Raw genomic sequence first — 22,156 nt, forward strand, 5'->3', positions numbered from 1 at the left:
GCACCTCGACCGTCTCCCCGACGGTCCCCTCACAGCACTGGCTGTGGCGGATACATGCTGCGGTCACAGCCGATACATCTCGCGTGCCATGGCGGAGTGCTCTTCTGCGTCGGTCAGCAGCGGTGGATAGTGACGCCGTGCGGGCCGTGCATCCGTGGACGAACTCACGAAGATTGCGCGCAGAGCGCCGATCATCCTGCCGATCGGATTCGTATGTGGGAACGCCAGAGCCGACGGATCGGCGGATGCGGCCACGAATTCAGACATTGTGCGCCTCCTGTCTCCCACGCTGTGATCGATCGTCACTCCCGAGCGCTGGACAGAGCGCAGTAGCGAGCCACTGCAATTTCACGTGGTCCGGGCGGGGCACTACTCGACCGGCGGCGCCGTACTCTCCACCCTCAGGGGGCGGTGTTCACTTGGTTCGCGCCCTTCGGCGCGGCAACAGGGCGGCGAGTTCGTCGCGGCTGGTGGTTCCGGTCTTCGTCATGGCCCGGTAGATGTGGCTCTCGACAGTGCGTACGGAGAGGGTCAGTCGACCGGCGATTGCTCGATTCGACAATCCCTCACCGATCAGCATCACGATCTCTCGTTCGCGATCGGTCAGCGGCAACGACGTGGTGGCCAGACGGAGGGCCGGGGTATCGGCGCCGCCACATTGTTCGGCGAGGGCATCTGCGCGCGCCGAGCATCCCAAGGCCGATCCACGTCGTTCTTGGATGCGGTACGCGAGGGCGGCATGGGCGGCCGCATCGACAGCGGCAACCATATCGCCCATGTGCTCGAAGTCCGTTGACACCGACTCCAATTCAGCACCGTCGCCGCGCCGGAGGGCGGACGCGAACCGGGCTGCCAGACCGACACGTGGACCCTCGACGATCGACTCCAGTCTGTGCAATCGGGGTGCCCCGGTGTGGTCCCCGAACTGGACGGCCGTCTGCAGACAGATCACTTCGGCCCCGAATTGTCCTTTGGCTGCCGCAGTTTCGGCCGCCGACAACAAGACGGTGATCGCCTCGCTGACGGCGCCCTGGCATGCGGTTGCCCACGCCCGGGCAAGGCTGCGCTCGTAGTCCAGAGTCCGAAAGGAACGTCGTAGTTTGTCGAGCGCGGTGAGCGCCTCGCTCGACGAACCGCGCATCGCGAGTGCAGTTGCGAGCGGGACCCGATAGCGGTACCCCCAGCCGATGGCATGGCCCGAGGCGGACAACGATACGGCTGTCGGGTCCAGCGTCGAACATGCGGTGTCGAGGTGACCCGCCCCGAGGGCTGCCCTCGCCGCGATCGCAGCGCCGAGTAGATGAGCCGCCCCCGGAAGATCGGCCGCTTGTCTGCGTACCCGCTCGGCCACCTCGACGGCTTCGCTCACTCGGCCGGATAGCAGCAAGGCGCTGACGTGTGCGTCGGCGATGTTGAATCGCATATGCGGAGCGTCGAAAGAGCGAGCCGCAACGTCGTAGCCGTCCTCTGCGACCGCCACGGCGTCGCCGGTGCGCCCGGCGTCGGCATATATGGAAGCAAGCACCCAGGCAACCTCGGCGCCGACGACCGGAGGCAGGTCGTCCGGCGCCAGCCTCTCCGCAGCTTGCATTGCCCTGTCCGGCTGGTCCATCGCAAACCGGTACACCGTGAGGAACGCGTCGATGAAGTGGCGGGCCTGCGGTGGTGTCGTGCACGACGCATCGTCGATGACTTGCTTCGCGCGCGCCGGGTCGCCGAGCGTCCACAGAAGGTTGCTCGCCCGCAGGAATGCGAATCTGGCCTTCTCGCTGTCCGTCAACCGGCCGGTGTGAATTGCGGTGAGTACGGAATCGGCTTCCTCGCCGCGACCCGACCAGGAAAGTGCATGCGCCCGGACGAAGGCGGGTTCCGGTCCGGCCCCGGCACGAATCGCTGCCTCCGCGAGTCGATCGGCGAGGGGCAGGTCTCCCAACCAGACAGCGCCCCGGGCGGCCCTGACGAGCAGTTCGGCGTCCGATGCGACGTCGGAGTCGAGGCTCAATGTGCCGCGGCGCACAACCACTCGCATGTCGTCCCGGTCATCGGATTCGGCGAGTTCTGCGGCGACCAGTCCGCGTAGCCGTCGAAGCCGAGTGGGTGCCGTGCGCCTGCGCCGTACCTCGGCGTAAAGCGGGTGCGCCACCCGTACCGCCATACCACCACCGACGGGTTCGAGTGTGATGAGACCGCGGGTGTCGGCCTCCTCGACCGCCGCTGGGTCGGCGATCCGGTTCAGGGCCGCCAGTTCGATCGGCTCCCCGACAGCCAGCGCGTCGATCACGTCGCCAACCTTCGCGGGAAGGGTGCCGATCCGGGTTTCGATCAGCTGGATCAGGCCCGACGGCATGGTCGGTTCGCCGATCCACCGCCAGCATCCGTGTTGCTGCACAATTCGGTGGTCGGCGACCTCCTGCTCGACGATGTTACGTAGATACAGAACGTTGCCACGAGTAAGGTTCCACAGCCGTCGGACCGCATCCGGATCCACCGATCCGTCGAGGGCAGCCGACAGCAGCGTGCCGGTCTCGTCGAGTGTCAGCGGCTGCAGGTCGAGGTGGTCGAACCGGCCGACCTTCCATATGTCCTGTGCCGCGGCAGGAATTGGTTCACCGTCGAGAACGGTGAGCAATACTTTCGCTGCACCGCGGTGCACGATCTGATGTATCACGAATGTCGACAGATCGTCGAGAAGTTGCACATCGTCGACGGCCACTACCACCGTGGCGCCGAACGATGTGGCGGTCAGCGCTTCGATGACCCCCCGGAGCAACTGAACGGTGTCGGTGACGCCCGACTGCGCCCACGCCGTGACTGCGCCCAGCGGAATTGCCCGCCCCGAAGACGTGCCGACCACCAGACGGCTGATGCAACCCTTCGACTCAGCAGCCGACAAGGCTTCGCGGGCGAGCCGACTCTTGCCCACACCGGCCCCACCGTGGACGACGATCCCGGAAACATCCGACGCCTCGATGACGGCCTCGATGGTTCGCATCTGCTCCGAGCGGCCGATCAACGGCCACGACGCACGCACCCGAGAAGCCTATCCCGACCTCTGGCTTTCACGTCCGGAAACCTCCTCGATGATCCAGGGTGGCGAGACGGTGGCGTGGTCGGCAGGTGCGGATGAGGTCCCGACGGGGTGGAGGGTCCGCGGCTCAGCTCAGGGTGACGGTGCACCCGGGCTGCAGGGTGACGACCGTATCGCGGCACATGATCTCGATCGATTCCTGATTCCCGGGCTCGGCAGCGACTTCGACCGTGCGTCCGCTGACCGTCAACCACAGCTTGCGGCCGCGGTAGTAGATCGGAAACTCGAGGGCGCCCAGGGTATCCGGCCATTGCGGACCGAGGACGAGACGGTCGCCGCGGACTTCGAGTCCGGTGAAGCACCGCTGCAGCAGGTCGATGCTGCCGGCCATGGCCGCGAGGTGGATGCCTTCCGACGTCGTCCCGCCCTGGATGTCGGTGATGTCGGAGGCGAGGACCTGCTCGAAGTACTCCAACGCCCGCTCGCGGTGGCTACGGGCGAGCACCCACGAATGCACCACGGCGCTCAGCGTCGAACCGTGGGAGGTCCGGGCCAGGTAGTAGTCGATCGTTCGGTGGATGGTTTCGGATTCGAGGCGATACCCGAGTTGTTCGAACAGTTCCCGTAGTTCGTCGGCGGAGAGGAGATAGAACAGCATCACGACGTCGGCCTGTTTCGACGCCTGGTAGCGGTTGACGTCGTCGCCTTCCGCTTCGAGGATCCGGTCGAGGCGCCGGATGTCCGGGTACTTCGCGCGGTACCGGTCCCAGTCGAGTTCGGCCAGTTCGCCGTAGCCTTCGAACTGGCTGATGACCTCGTCGTGGAACGGCACGAACATGCGGTGCCCGAGATCCGACCACAGCGTCATCTCCTGGGCGTCCAGGTGGAGACGATCGACGAGTTCGGCGCGATTGTGCTGGGGGATGGCGGCGAGCGCCTCGATGGCCCGCCGGATCACCCAGACGGCCATGACGTTGGTGTACGCGTTGTTGTCGATGCCCGAGTACGGCGCGTCGGGGTAGCCGGAATGGAACTCGTCCGGTCCCATCGCCCCGCGGATCACGTAGCGGGACTTCGCCCGGTCGTACGACGCCAGACTGGCGAAGAACCGCGCGATCTCCACCAGCATCTCCGCTCCGAAATCGCCGAGGAACTCCACGTCCCCGGTGACCTGGTAGTACTGCCACACGTTGTAGGCGATGGCGATGCCGATGTGGTACTGGCGCCAACTCGGATCGGGCAGCCATCTTCCGGAATCCGGGTTCAGGTGCAGTTGCTGGCTCTCCTCGCGGCCGTCGCTGCCGGACTGCCACGGGAACATCGCGCCCCGGTATCCGGCGGCGGTCGCGGCGCGGCGCGCCTCGGGGAGGCGACGGTATCGGTACTGCAGCAGCGACCGGGTCAGGGCCGGTTCGCGCAGGTTCAGCACCGGGAAGACGAACACCTCGTCCCAGAAGATGTGGCCGCGGTAGGCCTCTCCGTGGAGTCCGCGCGCCGGAACCCCTACGTCGAGGTCGGCGGTGTTGCGCGAGACGGTCTGCAGCAGGTGCAGCAGGTGGAAACGCACGATCCGGGACGCTTCCTCGTGACCGGCGAGGTCGATGCCGACCCGGTCCCACAGGTGTTCCCACGCCAGGACGTGGCCGTCCAGGATCTCGTCGAATCGCCCGAGCCCCTCGAGCAGCCGGGTTGCCGCCTCGGCGGGGCCGGAGACCGCGTGGTCTCGGCCGGTGAACACGGTCACCGCCTTCTCCGCCGTGACCGAGGAGCCTGCCTCCACATCGACGGTGAGATGATGGCCGACGCTGCCGTCCTCGTCGAAGAATCGGTAGCTGCAGGTGTTGCGGTTCCCGTCGGACCAGACGGTGGTCCGGGCCGCCACCGAGACCGGGATGCGCGACTGGTTCGTCTGCACCGTCAGAACCACCGAGTCGTGTGCCGCCTCCCGCGCCTCGACGAGTTCGAGGTGGTCACTGGCCAGATCGCGATACCGCTCGACGAGCGTGTTGCGGACCGCGCCGTCGATCGCCGTGCGGAACTCCACGCTGCCGCTCCAGTCGTGGGCCACGATCGTGGTCTGCAGCGCCCCCACGTGGGGCAGGTGCATCGCGACGAACCGGCGCTGGATCACGGTCGTCGTCCGGCCCTGCGGGTCGCGGTACCGCACCCGACGGGTGAGAACGGCGCGGCGCAGATTCAGGTACTGGCGGTAGTCCATCAGTTCGACGGAGTCGATGTCGAACCAGGGCCCGCCGTCGATGCGGAAGGTCATCGGCAGCCAGTTCGGGGCGTTCACCAGGCTTTCGTTCGTGATCGCCGTACCCGCGCGGTCGTCGTGCAGCCGGTTGTACAGACCCGCGATGTAGGTGCCGGGGTAGTGCCACCGTCCGGCCACGGATTCCGGTGAGCACCCACGGGTGGCGAAGAATCCGTTGCCCACCGTGCACAGTGCCTCGCGCAGCTTTTCGCTCGGCGGATCGTAATCGTCGTAGTACAGCATCCATCCACCCGCGCGGGACGGGCTCGCGGGGTCGCGGTCGACCAGATCGGCCAGGCGCTGGAGCAATTCGCGAACCTGCACCGGATCGTTCACGGCGAACCGCGCGGCCGACCGGCGATTACCGGGCTCCTCGCTGCGGACCACGATCCCGATCCCCTCGGGAGACAACGCGTCGAACGCGTCCTCGTCCGAGGGATCGTCGCCGATGTACAGCGGCAGCAGCCCTTCCGCGCCGGTGACACGCCCGAGCACCCATCGCAGAGCCTCACCCTTGCCCCAGTCCGCGATGGGAAGAACCTCGAGCACCTTCCGGCCGCCGATGATCCGGAGAGAATCCTCGGCACCCGCGATCTCGTGCACGACGGCCGCGACCTCGTCGACGCGGTCGGCAGGCACGGCGCGATGGTGCACGGCGACCGAGAATCGTTTCCGTTCGATCACCACGCCCGGCACGGTGCGCAGACGCTCTTCGAGCAGCCCGGACACCCGGTCGAGGGCCGATCCGGCGGCCGGAGGCTCCGAATGCTCGTAGTGTCCGCCCGCCGGTCCGGCGACTTCGAATCCGTGGCTGCCCACATACCAGATACCCGGTATCCCGACCCGCGCCTGCAGGTCCGGCAGGTCGCGCCCGCTGACCACGACGACCGGGCATGCGTCCGCGAGCCGGCGGAGAACCTCGGCGGTGCCGTCGGTGAGCACCGCCGCTGCGGGGTCCGGCTCGAGGTCCGCCAGCGTGCCGTCGAAGTCGAGGAACAGCACCGGTGTGCGCACCCGCAGCAGCGTCGCCAGTTCGTGCCGGGAGGTCAGTGCATCGGGTATCTCCGAGAGCCGGTGGTCGCCCGCCCGGATGTCGATCTCGCCCGGATTCCGGATCACCAGGGCGAACCCGGCGCGCTGCGCCGCGGCCGCGATGTCCTCGTCGGCGGTGATCACCACGGTCGCCGTGAGCGGTGACCGGAGCCGGGCGGCGACCTCCGAGGGGGTGGTGTCGGTGGCCACGATCGGAAGCGAATCGTCGTCTCCTGCTGTGTCGCCGGCCGCTGTGTCGACTCCTGCTGTGTCGAGCACCGACCGGGCGTCCCCGGTGGACGAGAACACCGCGACGTCGACGCCGAGATCGCGCAACCGGTGCAGCAGCGCAACCGTCGAGTCGACGGACCGGCCGTCTTTCAACACGCCCACGTCGACGACGACGGCGGCGTGATGGCGCAGGTCGATCAGGGGCAGGGGGCCGGTCTCCTGTTCCGACTGCACAGCGCCTCCCGGACGAACGAGCTCTACCCCTGGTGTTCTGATCATGGCACCGGAGAAGCCCGAAGAGTGGATACTTCGCGCAACACCGGCCTTCTGAGCAGCAGATCTCCGATCCGGGCCCTGTGGCGCGCCAATTCGGTTTACCGTGCACAGGGGGTGAGCCGTTCGCGGGGAACACCGTTCGCGGGGAGCACAGGGAGCCACCGATGGGTGAACACAAGGTCTGGGTACGACCGATCGAATCGGTGAGCGCGGACGACGCGCCCACCGTCGGCGGAAAATCCGCCAACCTGGGCGAGCTCACGCGGGCGGGTTTTCCGGTTCCCGCCGCGTTCGCCGTCACCACCGACGCCTACCTCGACGCGATGCAGGCGGCCGGTGTGCGCGAAAGGCTGGCGGCCGAGGCGGTCCCGCCCCCCGACATCGACGACGCCACGCTCATCCGCACCTCCGCCGAACTCGCCGCGCTGGTGACCGAGTCGACGATCCCGGACGAGATGCGCGCGGATATCGTCTCGTCGTACGAGGCCCTCGGAACGAACATGCCGGTGGCCGTGCGATCGTCGGCGCCTGCCGAGGACGCGGCAGACACCTCGTTCGCCGGCATCCACGAGTCCTACACCAACATCATCGGCGCCGACGCGCTGGTGCGCGCAGTGCAGGCGTGCTGGGCGTCGTTGTGGTCCGAGCGGGCTCGCACCTACCGCGGGCTGCGCGGGGTGGCCGACGAGCCGTCCATCGCCGTCGTCGTGCAGGTGATGGTCAAATCCGAGTCGTCCGGGGTGGCATTCACCGCCGACCCCCGCACCGGCGAACGCGATCGCATCGTGATCGAGGCGGCGCTCGGCCTCGGCGAGGTCGTCGTCGGCGGGCAGGTCGAGCCGGACACCTACGTCGTCGCCAAGGACAGCTTCGAGGTGCTCGACGTCCACCTCGGGCATCAGGAGTTCCGGATCGCCTCGACCGACACCGGCGACAGCCGGGTCGCGGTCGATCCGGCCCGCGGCACCCGCGTGCTCGACGAGGACCAACTCGAGCGGGTCGCGCGTCTCGCCGCCGGTGTTGAGCAGCACTACGGTTCCCCGCAGGATCTCGAGTTCGCGTTCGCGGACAACGAATTGTGGATCGTGCAGACTCGCCCGATCACCACGCTCGACACGTTCTCGTCCGGTGGGCCGTCCGGAAACGGTGACGCGACACCGTTGTTGACCGGCCTCGGTGCCGGCCCCGGCGTGGCCACCGGGCGGGTGCGGGTGCTCCACGAACTGGTCGACGGCAAACGCCTGACCGACGGCGAGATCATCGTCGCACCCATGACCCGGCCGGACTGGCTGCCCATCCTGCGCCGCGCGGGCGGCATCGTCACCGACGGTGGCGGCATCACCTGCCATGCCGCGATCGTCGGGCGGGAACTCGGCAAACCGGTGGTGGTCGGGGCCCGCACCGCGACCACGGACCTGCGCGACGGGCAGCTGATCACCGTCGACGGCGATGCGGGCGCAGTGTTCGAGGGGAAGGTCCAACCCGAGACCCGCCCGGCCGCGGCGGCGCCGGCGGTCCCGACGGCCGTGGGTGCCGCGCCGGCCGTCACCGCGACCTCGGTGTACGTCAATCTCGCGACGCCGGATGCCGCGGAGGCGGTCGCTGCCACCGACGTCGACGGGGTCGGATTGCTGCGGGCCGAGTTCATGATCACCGAGGCCCTCGCGGGGGAGCATCCGGCGCGCCTGATCGGACAGGGGCGGCGCGAGGAGTACGTGGCGAAGATGTCCGAGGGAGTCGCCCGGATCGCGGCGGCGTTCGCGCCGCGGCCGGTCGTGTACCGGGCGATCGACTTGCGCAGCAACGAATTCGCGGATCTCGAGGGCGGCGAGATCGAGCCGGACGAGGAAAACCCGATGATCGGCTATCGCGGCTGCTTCCGCTACGTCCGCGATCCGGAGCTGTTCTCGTTGGATCTCGATGTGCTGCACCGGGTTCGGGAACAGCATCCCAACGTGCACCTGATGATTCCGTTCGTGCGCACCCGGTGGGAGCTGAAGGAGTGCCTGGCGCAGCTCGATGCGCATCCGCTCGGCTCGGATCGCCGGATGCTGCGCTGGATCATGGCCGAGGTGCCGTCGGTGGTGTACTGGCTGCCCGAATACGCGAAGCTCGGCATCGACGGGGTATCGATCGGCACCAACGACCTGACCCAGCTGATGCTCGGCGTGGACCGCGACTCGGAGGTGTGCCGCGACCTGTTCGACACCATGGATCCGGCCGTCCTCGATGCGATCGACCACATCATCGAGCGGGCGTCGGCGGCGGGACTGACCACCTCGCTGTGCGGCCAGGCCGTGTCGACGAGCACCGCACTCGCCGAGCACCTGGTCCGGCGCGGCATCACCTCGGTGTCGGTGACGCCCGACGCGGCGCCGCAGACCAGGAGGACGGTGGCGCAGGCCGAACAGCGGATCCTGCTCGACCGCGCCCGCGGAGCCGGAGCGTGACGACGTGACCGGCACCGCCCCGGCGGATCTGCTCGATACCCACCTGCCGGTGTACGACGTCGCCCTCACCGAACAACTGGTGGTGGATGCGGAGGTTCCCGCCGTCTTCCGTGCTGCGCACGATCTCGACTTCCTCACCGTGCGAACACCTTTGCTGACCGCGGCGTTCTTCGTGCGTGGCCTGCCGGCACGCCTGTCCGGCAAACCGTCTCCGGAACTGCCCGCGCTGCGACTGTTCGCCGATCCGGCGTCGAGTGGTCTGCCGGGCTGGCTGGTACTCGGGGAGGTACCCGATCGAGAGATCGCCTTCGGTGCGGTCGGCAAGTTCTGGAAGCCCGACATCGAATGGCGTGATGTTCCGCTCGACCGTTTCCGCGGGTTCGACGAGCCCGGCTGGGGGAAGATCGGATGTCACTTCTCGGTTCGAGCGAACGGGCCGGGGCGCAGCGTCGTCTGCTACGAATGCCGGACGCAGACCACCGATCCGGATTCGCGGAAGAAGATGATGCGCTACTGGTGGATCATCCGGCCGTTCGTCGGGCACATCATGCGCGCGACGTTGCGCACCATCGCAGCCGACGCGCATTGACGCGAGAGACTGCACTTCACGGAGCCGACGAGAGAACCCGAGAACGCAATGGGGACACCAGCAGAGGGGACACCGGCGGAGTCGATGCCGGACCGTCGCACCCTCGAGTCCGCGGTCGCGCTGGCCTGCCGCGCGCCGTCGCTGCACAACAGCCAGCCCTGGCGGTGGGTTCTCGGCGCGCACGCGCTGACGCTCTACAGCGACAACGACCGCATCCTGCCGGCCACGGACCCGTCCGGTCGTCAGATGGTGCTCTCGTGTGGGACTGCGTTGGACCACCTGCGGACCGCGCTCGCCGCGCAGCGGTGGTCCTCGGCGATCGAGCGGATGCCGCGCTCGCCGGACCGGCAGTGCCTCGCGACATTGCGGTTCCGTCGGCTGGACGAATCGTCCGACACCGAACCTTCCGACACCGGGGCCCGCTTGGCGGCGGCGATCGCCCGTCGACGCACCGAGCGGTTGCCGATGGCCGCACCGCCGGAGTGGCCCTCCACCGTCACGCTCCTGCAGGAACTCGCCGAGGACGCCGGTGCGCACCTCGACGGGATCGGCGAGGACGAAAGAGCCGCCCTCGACGACGTGTCCCGCCGAATCAGCGGGGAGAAGCGCGCCGACCCCGCCTACCTGTCGGAACTGAACTGGTGGACCGGGCACGCGATGTTCCCCGAGGGCGTTCCCGCCGACACCCTGCCGGCCGCCGGGAGCGCGGTGGCGGTCGAGCGGGAGTTCCCGCCCGGTCGCGCGACGAGCGAGACCTCCGGCGAACAGGACCACGCGGCGATCCTGCTGCTCTCCACTGCCACGGACCGACGGCTCGACTGGCTGCGGTGCGGCGAGGCCCTGTCGGCTGTGCTCCTCGCCTGCACCGACCGCGGACTGGCGACCTGCACGGTCACCCACCTGACCGAGTCCGAGGATTCGCGGGCGTTCCTCCGGGGGCTGACCGGGGACGGCGTCCCCCAGGTGCTGATCAGGGCCGGCGTCCGCACGCCACCCGGTCCGGAGACCCCGACGCCGCGCCGACCGCTCTCCGAGGTTCTGTTCCGGGAACACCCGGAATCGGACTCGCGATAGCGGCGGCACGGGTGGGCTACCGGCGATCGAAGCTCGCGTGCATCTCCCAGATCAGGATCTCGGCGTCGGTGACCGCAGTGACCCGCTGGCCGCCGGACCCGGTCAGCCGCAGCGCATCTCCGTGCTCGAGTGGTCCCGAGCCTTCGACGTCGACGGTGCCGCGTGCGACGAACAGGTGGCCGAACGGCGCGTCGGGGATCGTCACCGTCTGCCCCGGCTGCAATCGGGCGGCGTGCAGACCGGCGTACCTGTTGTGCAATCCGACGGCGGCGTCGTTGCGGTGGCGGGGCAGGCCGGACGCGACGACGACGAGTGCGCCCGCGTCGAGTTCGGCATCGATGGGCAGTTCCTGGTAGCTCGGCTCGATGCCGGGTTCGTCCGGCGGAATCCACATCTGGATCACGTGGACGGGTTCGGTGACCGACGATCCGTCCGCGCGGCTGTGGTCGTTGCGTTCGGAGTGCAGGATGCCGCGGCCCGCGCTCATCCGCGAGTCCCGTCAGCGACGGTGCGCCCGCTTCTTCTTCCTCTTGTTCTTCTTCCGGGTGCGGGATTTCGGCTCGGGCGGTGGTGTCGACACCGCCGCTTCCGCGGACGCCGCGGGCTCGGAGTCCGCGGAGTCGTCACCCGGCGCCGGCGGGGACAGCGACCGGGCGGCCTCCCGGCGCAGGCTGTCCATGAGTTCGGGGGAGCGCAGCAGGAACGTCGCCTCCCGCAACGCGGTGTACCGGGCCAGCGAGATCAGCACCGCATTGCCCTGGTCACCCACGATCTCGACTGCGACCGTGTCACGGTTGACCTCGCGGACCAGGCTTTTCAGATTCTTGCGTGCGGATTTCACCGTGGTAGCCGGCACCGGCATCGACTCCCTTCGCTTCGTGTCCGAATTCGCATCCTCGCATCGGCGGGTCCGTTTCGGGCGGGGACACGACAATCGGATCAGGAGTCGGTGGTCCAGTTGACCCCGGTGCGCTCGATGTAGGCGGCGACAGCCTCCTCGACCGTGCCGAAGAAGTGCGCCGGTTCGATGGCCTCGGCCAGGCCGTAGCGGTCGATCTTCATCCGGACCGGGTGCTTGAGCTCGGCGAACACCAGTGACGTGCCCTGGGCGTCGAGCTCCCGATCGAGTTCGAACAGCACGTCCGCCGCGGTGGTGTCGACGTCCGTGATCGGTTCGGCGGCGATGAGGATCCACCGCGGTTTCGGGTCGCTGCGGGCCAGGCGTCGCACGTTGTCGCGGAACGTCTTGACGTTGGCGAAGAACAGGGGCGCGTCGAACCGGTAGATCTCGAGGCCGGAGAGGTGCCGGGCGCCGGGATGCACGGTGACGTCGTGGAATCCCTCGAGGCCGGGCACGCGGCCTAGGACCGTCTGATACGGCCACCATGCCCGCCGGAAGATGTTGAAGACCGACAGCAGCACCGCGACCGCGATGCCCGGCAGCACGCCCAGAATCGCGACACCCAGGAACGCGACGATCGACAAGGTGAACTCGGTCCGGCGCTGATGCCACAACCGGACGGTCCCGGGAATGTCGGCGAGCGACAACGAGGCGGTGATGACGATCGCGGCCAACGCCGGCTGGGGGAGATTGCGGAACAGGCCGGGCAGCAACACGATCATCACGAGGATCAGCACCGCACCGGTGACGCCGGTGAGCTGCGTCTTCGACCCCGAACGTTCGGCGACCGCGGTCCGGGAACCGCTCGTACTCACCGGGAAGCCCTGGAACAGCCCGGCGGCCACGTTCGCGGCACCGATCCCGATCATCTCCTGGTTGCCGCGGATCTCCTGTCCGGTGCGCGCCGCGAACGACGACGCGGTGGAGATCGTGTCGGTCAGCGATACCAGCGCGATCCCCACCGCACCGGCGAACAGCAACGCCAGGTCGTCCACTTCCACGTGCGGAATCGTCAGCGGCGGGAAACCCTGCGGCAGTTCCCCGACGAGCGACACGCCGCGGTCGGCCAGCCCGAATGCCGAGGCCGCCGCGATCGCCAACACCACCATCACCAGCACCGCCGGGATCTTCGGAACCCACCGCTGCATCGCGAGGATCAGGGCGATCCCGCCGATCCCCACCGCGACCGCCGCTCCGTTGGTCTCCCCGTTCGCCACACCCCGCACGAATCCGGTGACGTCCCCGAAGAAGTTCTCCGAGTCCACCGAGAACCCGAACAGCTTCGGCAACTGGCCGACCAGAATGGTCAGGGCCAGGCCGTTCATGTAGCCGATCATGGTGGGCTTCGAGATCAGGTCGGCGATGAAACCGAGCTTGGCGATCGACGCGAGGATCATGACGACACCCACCATGATCGCGAGCATCGACGCGAGCGCGACCGCCCGCGCCGGGTCGCCTCCGGCCGCGACGAGCGGCAGGATGGTCGCCGCGATCATCGGGCCCAGCGACGAATCCGGGCCGAGCACGAGAATGCGGGACGGGCCGAACACCGCGTACCCGAGCAGGCACAGGATGCTCGTGTAGAGGCCGGTGATCGGGGGCAGCCCGGCCAGTTCGGCGTACGCCATGCCCTGCGGGACGAGCAGAGTCGACAGCACGATGCCGGCGACGATGTCCTTCGCGAGCCAGTTCCTGCGGTAGGTTGCAACGGCCTCGAGTCCGGGCATCACACCGAACAGGGACGTCGCCGTACGCCGGTGCGTCATCGCTACATTGTGCGGTCGGCTGGGCGACAACTCATGCCGAATTGCCCGTACCGCCTTCGAACTGCTCGACCACCCACGAAGACGCTGCGCGCCCGTCGGATTCGAAAACGATTTGACGGCCGTCTCCGAACGGCAGGAGACTGGCACCTTCCGAATCGGCGGCGACAGTGGCGGTCGACCAACCATCCAGAAAGTTCCTCGACATGCAGACATCACAGGCGCAAGAGCACCTGGACGCCGACGCCGAGGAAAGGATGGCACCCGGAAGCGGACTGCTGATCGGTGTGCTGGTCGTCGCGACGTTCGTGATGATCCTCAACGAGACGATCATGAGCGTCGCCCTGCCGCGGCTCATGGTGGACCTCGACATCTCCGCGAGCACCGCCCAGTGGCTCACCACCGGGTTCCTGCTGACGATGGCCGTCGTCATCCCGACCACCGGCTATCTGTTCCAGCGCTTCCCGCTGCGGCCGATGTTCATGGCCTCGATGGGTGTGTTCAGCCTGGGCACGCTGTTCGCGGCGTCCGCGCCCGGATTCGGGCTGCTGCTGGCGGGCCGGATCACCCAGGCGGTGGGCACGGCCATCATGCTGCCGCTGCTGATGACCACCGTGCTGCGTGTCGTGCCGGCCGCCCGGCGCGGACGCATGATGGGCATCATCTCCATCGTCATCGCGGTCGCACCCGCGATCGGCCCCACCATTTCCGGCATCGTCCTCGACGCGTTCGACTGGCGCTGGATGTTCTGGATCGTCCTGCCGATCTCGCTCGTCGCGTTCGTCGTCGGATCGGTCCTGGTCAAGAATGTCACCACCACCGGCAAGGCGCCGCTCGACGTGATCTCGGTCGTGTTGTCGGCACTCGCGTTCGGCGGCATCGTGTACGGGCTGAGCAGCATCGGCCACTCCGCGGAGGACTCGCAGGTCCCGGCGTGGGTGCCGCTCGCCGTCGGCGTCGTCGCGCTGGCCGTGTTCGTGCTGCGGCAGATCTCCCGGCAATCCGACGGCCGCGCCCTGCTCGACCTGCGCCCGTTCTCGACGCCGGCGTTCAGCCTCGGTCTCGGCATGCTCGTGATCAGCATGATGGCGCTGTTCGGCGCCCTGATCCTGCTGCCGCTCTACCTGCAGAACGTCCGCGGCATCGACATCCTCACCACGGGTCTGCTGTTGCTGCCCGGTGGCCTCGTCATGGGCGTGCTGTCGCCGTTCGTCGGCCGGATCTACGACCGCACCGGCCCGCGCGTGCTCGTCATCTCGGGCGCAGCCGTCGTCGCCGCGGCGCTGTGGCTGATGGCGATGCTCGACACCGAGTCACCACTGCCGATGGTCGTGCTGATCCACTCGCTGCTGATGGGTGGACTCGCGTCGGTCATGACACCGCTGATGACCTCGTCGCTGGGGGCGCTTCCGGACGAGCTGTACTCGCACGGAAGTGCGATCTTCAGCACGATCCAGCAGCTGGCCGGCGCCGCCGGCACGGCACTGTTCGTCACGGTCATGACCTACACGGCGACGTCCCGCCTCGCCGAGGGGGCCACCGGGATCGACGCCGCCCAGGCCGGTATCCACACCGCGTTCCTGTACGGCGGGGTCGTCTCGCTCCTCGCGCTGGCCGTGTCGTTCTTCATCGGGCGGCCGGATCGCAGCCGGCCGGAGCGCAGCTAAGGGGACCGCACGCACGAGCGAACCCGGCGCCGCCGCGTCAGCGGATAGCACGCGAAACCGATCAGGACGGCGCTGAAATGCCCGACATCGGTGAATGTCAGAGCCCGAACAACGGGATCGCGTACACGATCACGACAACACCGGCATAGGCAAACCGCCACGGTGCCGGGATCCGGTACACCAGCACCGCGACGACCCCCGCCAACGCATAACTGACGCCCACATCGAGGGTGTTCACGGCGGAGGCGGGAGCGTCGCCGTGCCGGATCGCCAGATAGAGAAGGCCCTCGCTCAGATACGTCGCTCCGACGTGGGCGAGTACGCACACGCCCAGCCAGCGCGCGGTGCCGAGCCACCGTTCGGCCGCCACGTGGAAGAGGTTGTAGAGCGCGAAATACCAGATCCAGCTGCCTCCGGCGAGCCACAAGGCGCTGACGATCAGCACCCGGATCGGGTCCTCGGCCAGGTGATGCAGGTTCGTGGACCGGTCGCCGAGCACCTCCGTCAGCGCGGCCGGCGACAGCTGCCGCGCGATCGTGGAGGTGACGAGCAGGATCCCGAGCCACACGAACGTTCCCGGCGCGCGGCGAACGTATCGCCAGGCGCGGACACCGAACCCGGACAGGGCCCGGGAACCGATCTCGGGCACCTGATCATTGTGCCGGACGCGGTGGTGCGGCCGTGCCGACCGCGGGTGGGACGGAGCCGGCGGCGATCAGTCGCCGTCGGTGCCGGCGGTCTTGTACGCCTCGGCCAGCAGCGTCGCGACGTGGTCGTCGAGTTGGTCCGGCGAGGTGATGCTCAGCCGGTGGGTGGTCACCGTGTCCGTCGTCGGGAATGCCTCCCGCAGTTGCGGGTGATGGATGCGCCGCTGCAGATCGATCGCGACCTCGAGTCGCGTCGAGTACACGAACGCCGCCGCGAACACCCGGTCGCGGGCCCACGCGACATCCGACCGGCGCACGCGCTCGTCGACATCGGCGCCGAGTGCCAGCACCATGTCCCGGAACCGGAGGAACCCCTCGACGCCGGCGGGGTCCTTGTCGGCCAGATAGTCGTCGACGGACGCGTACATCGGATGCTCCTCGGGCGTTTCGCGGTTGTCGTGCGGTGCGCTCACCGCGACCGGCCGTAGCGGTCGGCCAGTTTCTCTTCTGTGGTGCGCGGCGCCGGCGGGGTCTCCGGGTCCGGTACCTCGGCGGTCTGCGCCTTCTCCTTGCGTCGTTCGCGCAGCTCCGCCCACACGACGTAGCCGAGCCCCAGCGGCGCCATGATGCCGAACGCCAGCCACTGCAGGCCGTACGACAGGTACGGTCCGGCGTCGAGCTGCGGCAGCGGGATGGTGCCGAGACCCCCGGGCTGCCCCTCGGCGAGCTGCAGGTAGCCGCCGGCCAGGTCGATGCCCGTGGCCGCCGCGACCTGCGGGGTGTCGATGTAGTACACCTGCAGGAACCCGGCGTCCCGGAACGGTTCCTTGCCGGGCACGGTGCCTTCCGACATGCGGATGCGCGCCTCGAGGGTCACCTGCCCGGTCGGGGCCGGCTCGATCGCCGGAACCTCGGTGCCGAGTGCGGGACGGACGTAGCCGCGGTTGACCAGCACCGCGCGCCCGTCGTCCAGGGTGAACGGGGTGAGCACCTCGTACGCGGGCTGGGACTCGACGCTGCGCAACCGGACCAGCACGTCGGAGTCCGGAAGGTAGCTGCCGGTCGCGGTGACCCGTCGCCACTCGTCGTCCTGCGCGGGTTCCCCGTCGCCGACCAGCTCACCGACGGGAACCGGATCCTGCGAGAGCGATTCGGCGATCCGGTCGTTGCGTTCACTCGTGCTGGTGTTCTTGCCGAGCTGCCACGGCGCGAGGACCGTGAAGCATGCGTAGGCGAAGCCGACGACCACCACGGCCAGCAAGAACCAGCTCGGGCGCAGCAGAAACTTCAGACGTCGCACGTGTCCACGGTAGCCCGTGAGCTGTGCCTCACCGTTCCCGCACCCATGCGAGCAGCCCCGGAATCGCCGCCTCGATCTGCTCGCGCACCAGCTCGAACTCCGGCAGACCGCCGTAGTAGGGGTCCGGTACCGAATCGGTGTCGGCGTCCGGATCGAAGCTGCGGAGCAGGGCACGGCGCTCGGTGGGCACCCCCAGATGCGCGAGTGCGCGGTCGTGCCCGGTGGCCAGGGCCACCACGAGGTCGGCTTCGAGATGCTCGGCGCCGAGCTGCGCAGCCTGGTGACCCGTCGGGTAGCCGTGGCGTTGCAGCACCGCGTTGGTGCGCGGATCGGCCTCGGCGCCGATGTGCCAGCCGTGCGTGCCGGCGCTGCTCACCCGCACCCGTCCGTCGAGCCCCTCCTTCTGCAGATGGTGGGCGAAGATCTTCTCGGCCATCGGGGACCGGCAGATGTTGCCGGTGCACACGAACGTCACATGCAGAGCGTCAGCACTCACCGGTGAGGATCCTCCCCAGTTCGGCGACGCTGCCGACGGCCGTGTGCGCTTGTTCGGATTCGTCGGCGGCGCCGTAGCCGTACTCGACGAACACCGTCGGGATCCCGAACCGGCCGGCGCCGTGCACGTCGTGTTCGCGGTCGCCGACCATCACGACCCCGGCGGTGCCGCCGGCGTGGGCCTCGACCGGTTCGATGCCCAGTGCGGCGAGACTGTGCGCGACCACGTCGTCCTTTGCGCGGCGGCTGCCGTCGGGGCTGGCCCCGCCGATGAACTCGAACGCGTCCGCCACCCCGAAGTGCCGCAGGATCCGCTCGGCGAACACCTCGTTCTTCGACGTCGCGATCGCGAGCCGGCTCCCGGCGCCGCGCACCGCGTTCAGCATCGTCTCGACCCCGTCGAACAGGGCGTTCTCCGCCCAGCCGGTTGCCGCGTAGTACTCGCGGTAGGCGGCGGTGCCCCGATCCACCTGGTCGTCGTCGAGACCGAGCGCGCGCAGCGAATCGGTCATCGGCGGACCCAGCAGCCGCACGAGATTGCCGGTCGGTACCTCGACGCCGAGGGTCGCCAGCGCGTGCCGGAACCCGTTGATCACACCGGTCGCGGAATCGGTGAGGGTGCCGTCGAGATCGAACAGCACCACCGGCGACGGCAGCACCGGAGGGCGGGTGTCGACGAGGAGAGTCACCGGCCCATTGTCGCTGCTGCCCGCCGCGGGCGCCGCGTAGGGTCGTCTCGGAACGACGGACGACGGGCGAGGAGGGCACGTGTCGGCGGCGACTTTGCGTGAGGTGCGGCTGCGTGAGGTGATCGGGGTGCTGGAGGCGGCCTACCCGCCGTCGCTGGCCGAGTCGTGGGATTCGGTCGGCCTCGTCGCCGGTGACCCCGACGAACCGGCGAGCAAGGTGCTGCTGGCCGTCGACGCGACCGCCGCGGTCGTCGACGAAGCCCTCGCGTGGGGAGCGCAGCTGCTGCTTGTGCACCATCCGCTGCTGCTGCGCGGTGTCGACACCGTCGGTGCCCACACCCCGAAGGGCGCACTGATCCACAAGCTGATCCGCGGCGGCTGCGCCCTGTTCACCGCCCACACCAACGCGGACCGTGCCGACCCCGGCGTGTCCGACGCGCTCGCGCAGGCGCTCGGCCTGACCGGGCTGCGACCCCTGGAACCGAAGCCGGAACCGGCCACCGACAAGTGGGTGGTGATGGTTCCGTCCGAGGCCGCCGACACCGTGCGCGACGCCCTGTTCGCCGCGGGGGCGGGAGCGATCGGCAACTACCGGGAATGCTGCTGGACCGCCTCGGGCACCGGACAGTTCCGGCCGCTCACCGGCGCGGACCCGGCGATCGGCAGCGTCGGCGAACTCGAACGGGTCGCCGAGGATCGCATCGAGGTGATCGCGCCGCGCCGCGCCCGCTCGGCGGTCCTCGCCGCCCTGCGCTCGGCGCACCCCTACGAGGAACCCGCCTTCGACGTGTTCGAACTGGCCGAACTGCCCAGCTCCCGGGGCCTCGGCCGCGTCGGCGAACTATCCGAACCGCAGACCTTCCGCGCATTCACCGAGACGGTCGCGGCCGCGCTGCCCACCACCGAATGGGGTGTGCGCGGCGCCGGCGACCCGGACCGGCAGATCCGCACCGTGGCCGTGTGCGGCGGATCCGGCGACTCGTTCCTCGGGACCGTCGCGAAACTCGGCGTCGACGCCTACGTCACCGCCGATCTGCGGCACCACCCCGCCGACGAGCACCTGCGCGCCGGCGGCCCGGCGCTGGTCGACGTCGCGCACTGGGCCAGCGAATACCCGTGGTGCGAGCAGGCCCGCGGTGTACTCGATGCCGCGTTCGGGGATCGCCCGGGGTGGGCCGCGCGGGTCAGTGAGCTGCGCACCGACCCGTGGACGACCGCCGCCCGGTGACGCACCCGCGCGCGGTACCGTAATCAGCTACGACCGTCCCCTCCGAAGCCCCTACTCCGAGTTCTCGAAAGCAGGAACCACCCGCGTGAACGTCGAACCCGCCGTGCAGTCCAAGCTTCTGTCCCTCGCCGCCGTGGACGCCGAGCTGAACCGTCTCGCACACCGGCGTCGCACCCTGCCCGAGCAGCAGGAGGTCGAACGTCTCGAAGCCGAGCGCACCAGCCGCAAGGACGCGGCCGTCGCCGTCGAGATCGTCCTCGACGACCTCGACCGGGACATCCGTAAACTCGAGACCGAGGTCGATGCGGTCCGCCAGCGTGGTGATCGCGACCGCAAGCTCCTCGAGAGCGGAACGGTCGGCGCGAAGCAGCTCACCGAACTGCAGCACGAGCTGAGCAGCCTCGAACGTCGTCAGGCGGCACTCGAGGACGAACTCCTCGAGGTCATGGAACGGCGCGAGGCCACCAAGGCCGATCACGATCACGCGGGCGCGCAGGTCTCGAAGATCGACGAGGAGATCGCCGCGGCCGAGAGGCTGCGCGACGAAGCGCTCGCCGACATCGAGGTCGCCGAGCAGCGCTGCCGCACCGACCGTGCCACCCTCGTCGACTCGTTCCCCGCCGACCTCGTCGCCGCCTACGACAAGCAGCGCGAACGCGCCGGCATCGGCGCAGCGCTGCTGCAGGGCCGCCGCTGCGGCGCGTGCCGCCTCGAACTGGACCGCGGCGAGATCGCCCGGATCACCGCCGCGGCACCCGACGTGCTGGTGCGCTGCCCAGAATGCAACGCGATCCTGGTCCGCAAGGAAGCCGGGCAGTGACGACCGTCGTCGTCGAAGCCGACGGCGGCTCGCGCGGTAATCCGGGTCCGGCCGGCTACGGCGCGGTCGTGTTCGACGCCGACCGCCGCACGGTGCTGGCCGAACGCAGCGAGAGCATCGGCATCGCCACCAACAACGTCGCCGAGTACCGGGGACTGATCGCCGGTCTGACCGCGGCCCGTGAACTCGGCGCCGACGCCGTCGACGTGCGCATGGATTCGAAGCTCGTCGTCGAACAGATGTCGGGACGCTGGAAGATCAAGCACCCGGACATGATTCCGCTCGCTGCGCGGGATCCACGTGAAGTCGACGCGGTCGAAGCCGGCCGCGTCGACTTCACGTGGATCCCGCGCATGCAGAACGCGTACGCGGACCGGCTCGCCAACGAGGCGATGGACGCCGCGGCCGCCGGGGTGGTCGGAGCGGTCGACCCGGTGACGGTGGAGGCTCCCACGGCCGCACCGGCCGCGAACACCGCACCGGCCGAGAACACCGCACCCGGCTGGACCGGAGCGGTCGGCTCACCCACCCGGTTCCTGCTGCTGCGGCACGGCCAGACCCCGCTGTCGGTCGAACGGCGCTATTCCGGGCGGGGCAACCCGCAGCTCACCGATCTCGGTCGTGCGCAGGCCGAGGCTGCGGCGACCCGGATCGGGAAGCGGGGCGGCGTCGCGGCGATCGTCTCGTCGCCGCTGGACCGGGCACGCGCCACCGCCGCGGCGGCAGGCCGGGCCCTGGACCTGCCCGTGGCAGTGCACGACGGTCTCACCGAAACCGATTTCGGCGCCTGGGAGGGCCTGACGTTCCGCGAAGCCGCCGACCGGGACCCGGACCTGCACCGCGCGTGGCTCGGCGACACCTCCGTGCGGCCACCGCAGGGGGAGAGCTTCGACGAGGTCAACGCGCGCATCGCGAAGGTCCGCGACGAGCTGATCCGGGAATATCCGGGACAGACCGTGCTGCTGGTCTCGCACGTCACGCCGATCAAGACGATGCTGCAGTTCGCGCTCGACGCCGGGCCCTCGCTGCTCTACCGGCTGCACCTGGATCTGGCGTCGCTGTCGATCGCAGAGTTCTTCGCCGACGGCGGATCCTCGGTGCGGCTGGTCAACGACACCTCGCACCTGTGACGGTGCGGAGGTGACGTCGAACCGGTGGTGACGGGCGACTGAGACTCAGGCGCCGCAGTTGTTGCCGGTCGGTCCGCCGGCGAACTGCGCGTCGAGCCACTCCAGGCCTTGCGCGGCCGCGGGCAGCAACCCGACCCCGTGCCCGACGACGGTCTTCTCCAGGACCGGGGGTATGGGATACCGCTGATAGTCGACGGATACCCCTGCGGCGCACCATTTCCCGACCATCGTGTCGACGCCTGTCACGAGCACGAGATCGTCGGCGGCGTTCTGCCCGACGAACATCGGGACCGACGGAGGGGTGTTGCCCAGTTCCTGCCGTTTCACCGCGCTCGCCCACGGCTCCGCCGACAGATAGTCGGCGATGGGCCGCCCGTCGAGCGTGTACCGGGTGGTGGGCGCCAACGGATTCATCAGCGGGAAGTCGTACACGCAGGAGTCCGCGGCCCGGTCCAGGACCGCGCGACCCTCGGGATTGAACACCGCGAGCATCTCCTCGGCGTCGTCCGGGTAGGCCGCGACGAAGCCGTTGACGACCCAGCCGATCCCACCGGACAGGATGGAGCCGTCGCCGGCGAC

Annotated in this window: 17 protein-coding genes and 2 pseudogenes; 7 read left to right on the forward strand and 12 right to left on the reverse strand. The window is 69.1% G+C overall.

What is annotated here, in order from left to right:
• Nucleotides 1-63 precede the first annotated feature (63 nt).
• The 3 genes from I0Q12_RS05415 to otsB form a co-directional block, all read right to left on the reverse strand.
• Entirely contained in the window at nt 64-267 is a 204-nt protein-coding gene (locus tag I0Q12_RS05415; protein ID WP_197250970.1) for a hypothetical protein, read from the reverse strand.
• A gap of 148 nt (nt 268-415) precedes the next feature.
• Complete coding sequence (locus I0Q12_RS05420; protein WP_368862569.1) at nt 416-3,031, reverse strand: LuxR C-terminal-related transcriptional regulator; 2,616 nt, start codon at nt 3,029-3,031, stop codon at nt 416-418.
• Nucleotides 3,032-3,155: 124 nt separating this feature from the next.
• Nucleotides 3,156-6,782 carry a trehalose-phosphatase gene (gene otsB, locus I0Q12_RS05425; RefSeq protein WP_307846039.1) on the reverse strand — a complete coding sequence of 1,209 codons (3,627 nt, stop codon included), beginning with the start codon at nt 6,780-6,782 and terminating at the stop codon, nt 3,156-3,158.
• A 206-nt stretch (nt 6,783-6,988) separates the two neighbouring features.
• Between otsB and ppsA the strand changes: the two genes are divergently transcribed.
• The 3 genes from ppsA to I0Q12_RS05440 all read left to right on the forward strand — a co-directional run bounded on the left by ppsA (nt 6,989) and on the right by I0Q12_RS05440 (nt 10,937).
• A complete protein-coding gene (gene ppsA, locus I0Q12_RS05430) occupies nt 6,989-9,274 on the forward strand; it encodes a phosphoenolpyruvate synthase (protein WP_197250972.1) in 2,286 nt (761 codons plus the stop codon).
• Between the two features lie 4 nt (nt 9,275-9,278).
• A complete protein-coding gene (locus I0Q12_RS05435; RefSeq protein ID WP_197250973.1) occupies nt 9,279-9,863 on the forward strand; it encodes a hypothetical protein in 585 nt (194 codons plus the stop codon).
• An 84-nt stretch (nt 9,864-9,947) separates the two neighbouring features.
• Entirely contained in the window at nt 9,948-10,937 is a 990-nt protein-coding gene (locus I0Q12_RS05440; protein ID WP_197250974.1) for a nitroreductase family protein, read from the forward strand.
• 16 nt (nt 10,938-10,953) lie between these two features.
• Here I0Q12_RS05440 and I0Q12_RS05445 read toward each other — a convergent pair.
• From I0Q12_RS05445 to I0Q12_RS05455, 3 genes and pseudogenes are all read right to left on the reverse strand, one after another.
• Nucleotides 10,954-11,427, reverse strand: a pseudogene (locus I0Q12_RS05445) (pirin family protein); the annotation flags it as partial.
• Nucleotides 11,428-11,436: 9 nt separating this feature from the next.
• Complete coding sequence (locus tag I0Q12_RS05450) at nt 11,437-11,799, reverse strand: type II toxin-antitoxin system Phd/YefM family antitoxin (RefSeq protein ID WP_197250975.1); 363 nt, start codon at nt 11,797-11,799, stop codon at nt 11,437-11,439.
• A gap of 77 nt (nt 11,800-11,876) precedes the next feature.
• Nucleotides 11,877-13,604, reverse strand: a complete 1,728-nt coding sequence (locus tag I0Q12_RS05455) for a SulP family inorganic anion transporter (protein WP_231610065.1) — start codon at nt 13,602-13,604, stop codon at nt 11,877-11,879.
• A gap of 203 nt (nt 13,605-13,807) precedes the next feature.
• Between I0Q12_RS05455 and I0Q12_RS05460 the strand changes: the two genes are divergently transcribed.
• Entirely contained in the window at nt 13,808-15,268 is a 1,461-nt protein-coding gene (locus I0Q12_RS05460; protein WP_197250976.1) for a DHA2 family efflux MFS transporter permease subunit, read from the forward strand.
• Here I0Q12_RS05460 and I0Q12_RS05465 read toward each other — a convergent pair.
• The 5 genes and pseudogenes from I0Q12_RS05465 to I0Q12_RS05485 all read right to left on the reverse strand — a co-directional run bounded on the left by I0Q12_RS05465 (nt 15,265) and on the right by I0Q12_RS05485 (nt 18,399).
• Nucleotides 15,265-15,893: pseudogene (locus tag I0Q12_RS05465) on the reverse strand (rhomboid-like protein). The gene I0Q12_RS05460 and the pseudogene I0Q12_RS05465 overlap by 4 nt on opposite strands.
• Nucleotides 15,894-15,983: 90 nt before the next feature.
• Complete coding sequence (locus I0Q12_RS05470) at nt 15,984-16,343, reverse strand: DUF5655 domain-containing protein (protein WP_197251015.1); 360 nt, start codon at nt 16,341-16,343, stop codon at nt 15,984-15,986.
• Between the two features lie 41 nt (nt 16,344-16,384).
• Nucleotides 16,385-17,215, reverse strand: coding sequence for an SURF1 family protein (locus tag I0Q12_RS05475; protein WP_197250977.1), 831 nt, complete (start codon nt 17,213-17,215; stop codon nt 16,385-16,387).
• Nucleotides 17,216-17,243: 28 nt separating this feature from the next.
• Complete coding sequence (locus I0Q12_RS05480) at nt 17,244-17,711, reverse strand: low molecular weight protein-tyrosine-phosphatase (protein ID WP_197250978.1); 468 nt, start codon at nt 17,709-17,711, stop codon at nt 17,244-17,246.
• Entirely contained in the window at nt 17,701-18,399 is a 699-nt protein-coding gene (locus I0Q12_RS05485) for an HAD hydrolase-like protein (protein ID WP_197250979.1), read from the reverse strand. Before I0Q12_RS05485 ends, I0Q12_RS05480 begins: the two co-directional genes overlap by 11 nt.
• A gap of 94 nt (nt 18,400-18,493) precedes the next feature.
• Between I0Q12_RS05485 and I0Q12_RS05490 the strand changes: the two genes are divergently transcribed.
• The 3 genes from I0Q12_RS05490 to I0Q12_RS05500 all read left to right on the forward strand — a co-directional run bounded on the left by I0Q12_RS05490 (nt 18,494) and on the right by I0Q12_RS05500 (nt 21,577).
• On the forward strand, nt 18,494-19,627 hold the full coding sequence (locus tag I0Q12_RS05490) for a Nif3-like dinuclear metal center hexameric protein (RefSeq protein WP_197251016.1): 1,134 nt from the start codon (nt 18,494-18,496) through the stop codon (nt 19,625-19,627).
• A gap of 85 nt (nt 19,628-19,712) precedes the next feature.
• Nucleotides 19,713-20,447: a zinc ribbon domain-containing protein gene (locus I0Q12_RS05495; protein WP_197250980.1), complete on the forward strand. Its 735-nt coding sequence runs from the start codon at nt 19,713-19,715 to the stop codon at nt 20,445-20,447.
• A complete protein-coding gene (locus I0Q12_RS05500; RefSeq protein WP_197250981.1) occupies nt 20,408-21,577 on the forward strand; it encodes a bifunctional RNase H/acid phosphatase in 1,170 nt (389 codons plus the stop codon). The genes I0Q12_RS05495 and I0Q12_RS05500 overlap by 40 nt, the downstream gene beginning before the upstream one ends.
• 45 nt (nt 21,578-21,622) lie before the next feature.
• Here the strand turns inward: I0Q12_RS05500 and I0Q12_RS32050 are convergent.
• The coding region (locus tag I0Q12_RS32050; protein WP_231610066.1) for a lipase family protein at nt 21,623-22,156 on the reverse strand (534 nt) is incomplete at its 5' end.

Source organism: Rhodococcus sp. CX (assembly GCF_015865005.1).
Taxonomy (GTDB): Bacteria; Actinomycetota; Actinomycetes; order Mycobacteriales; family Mycobacteriaceae; genus Rhodococcus.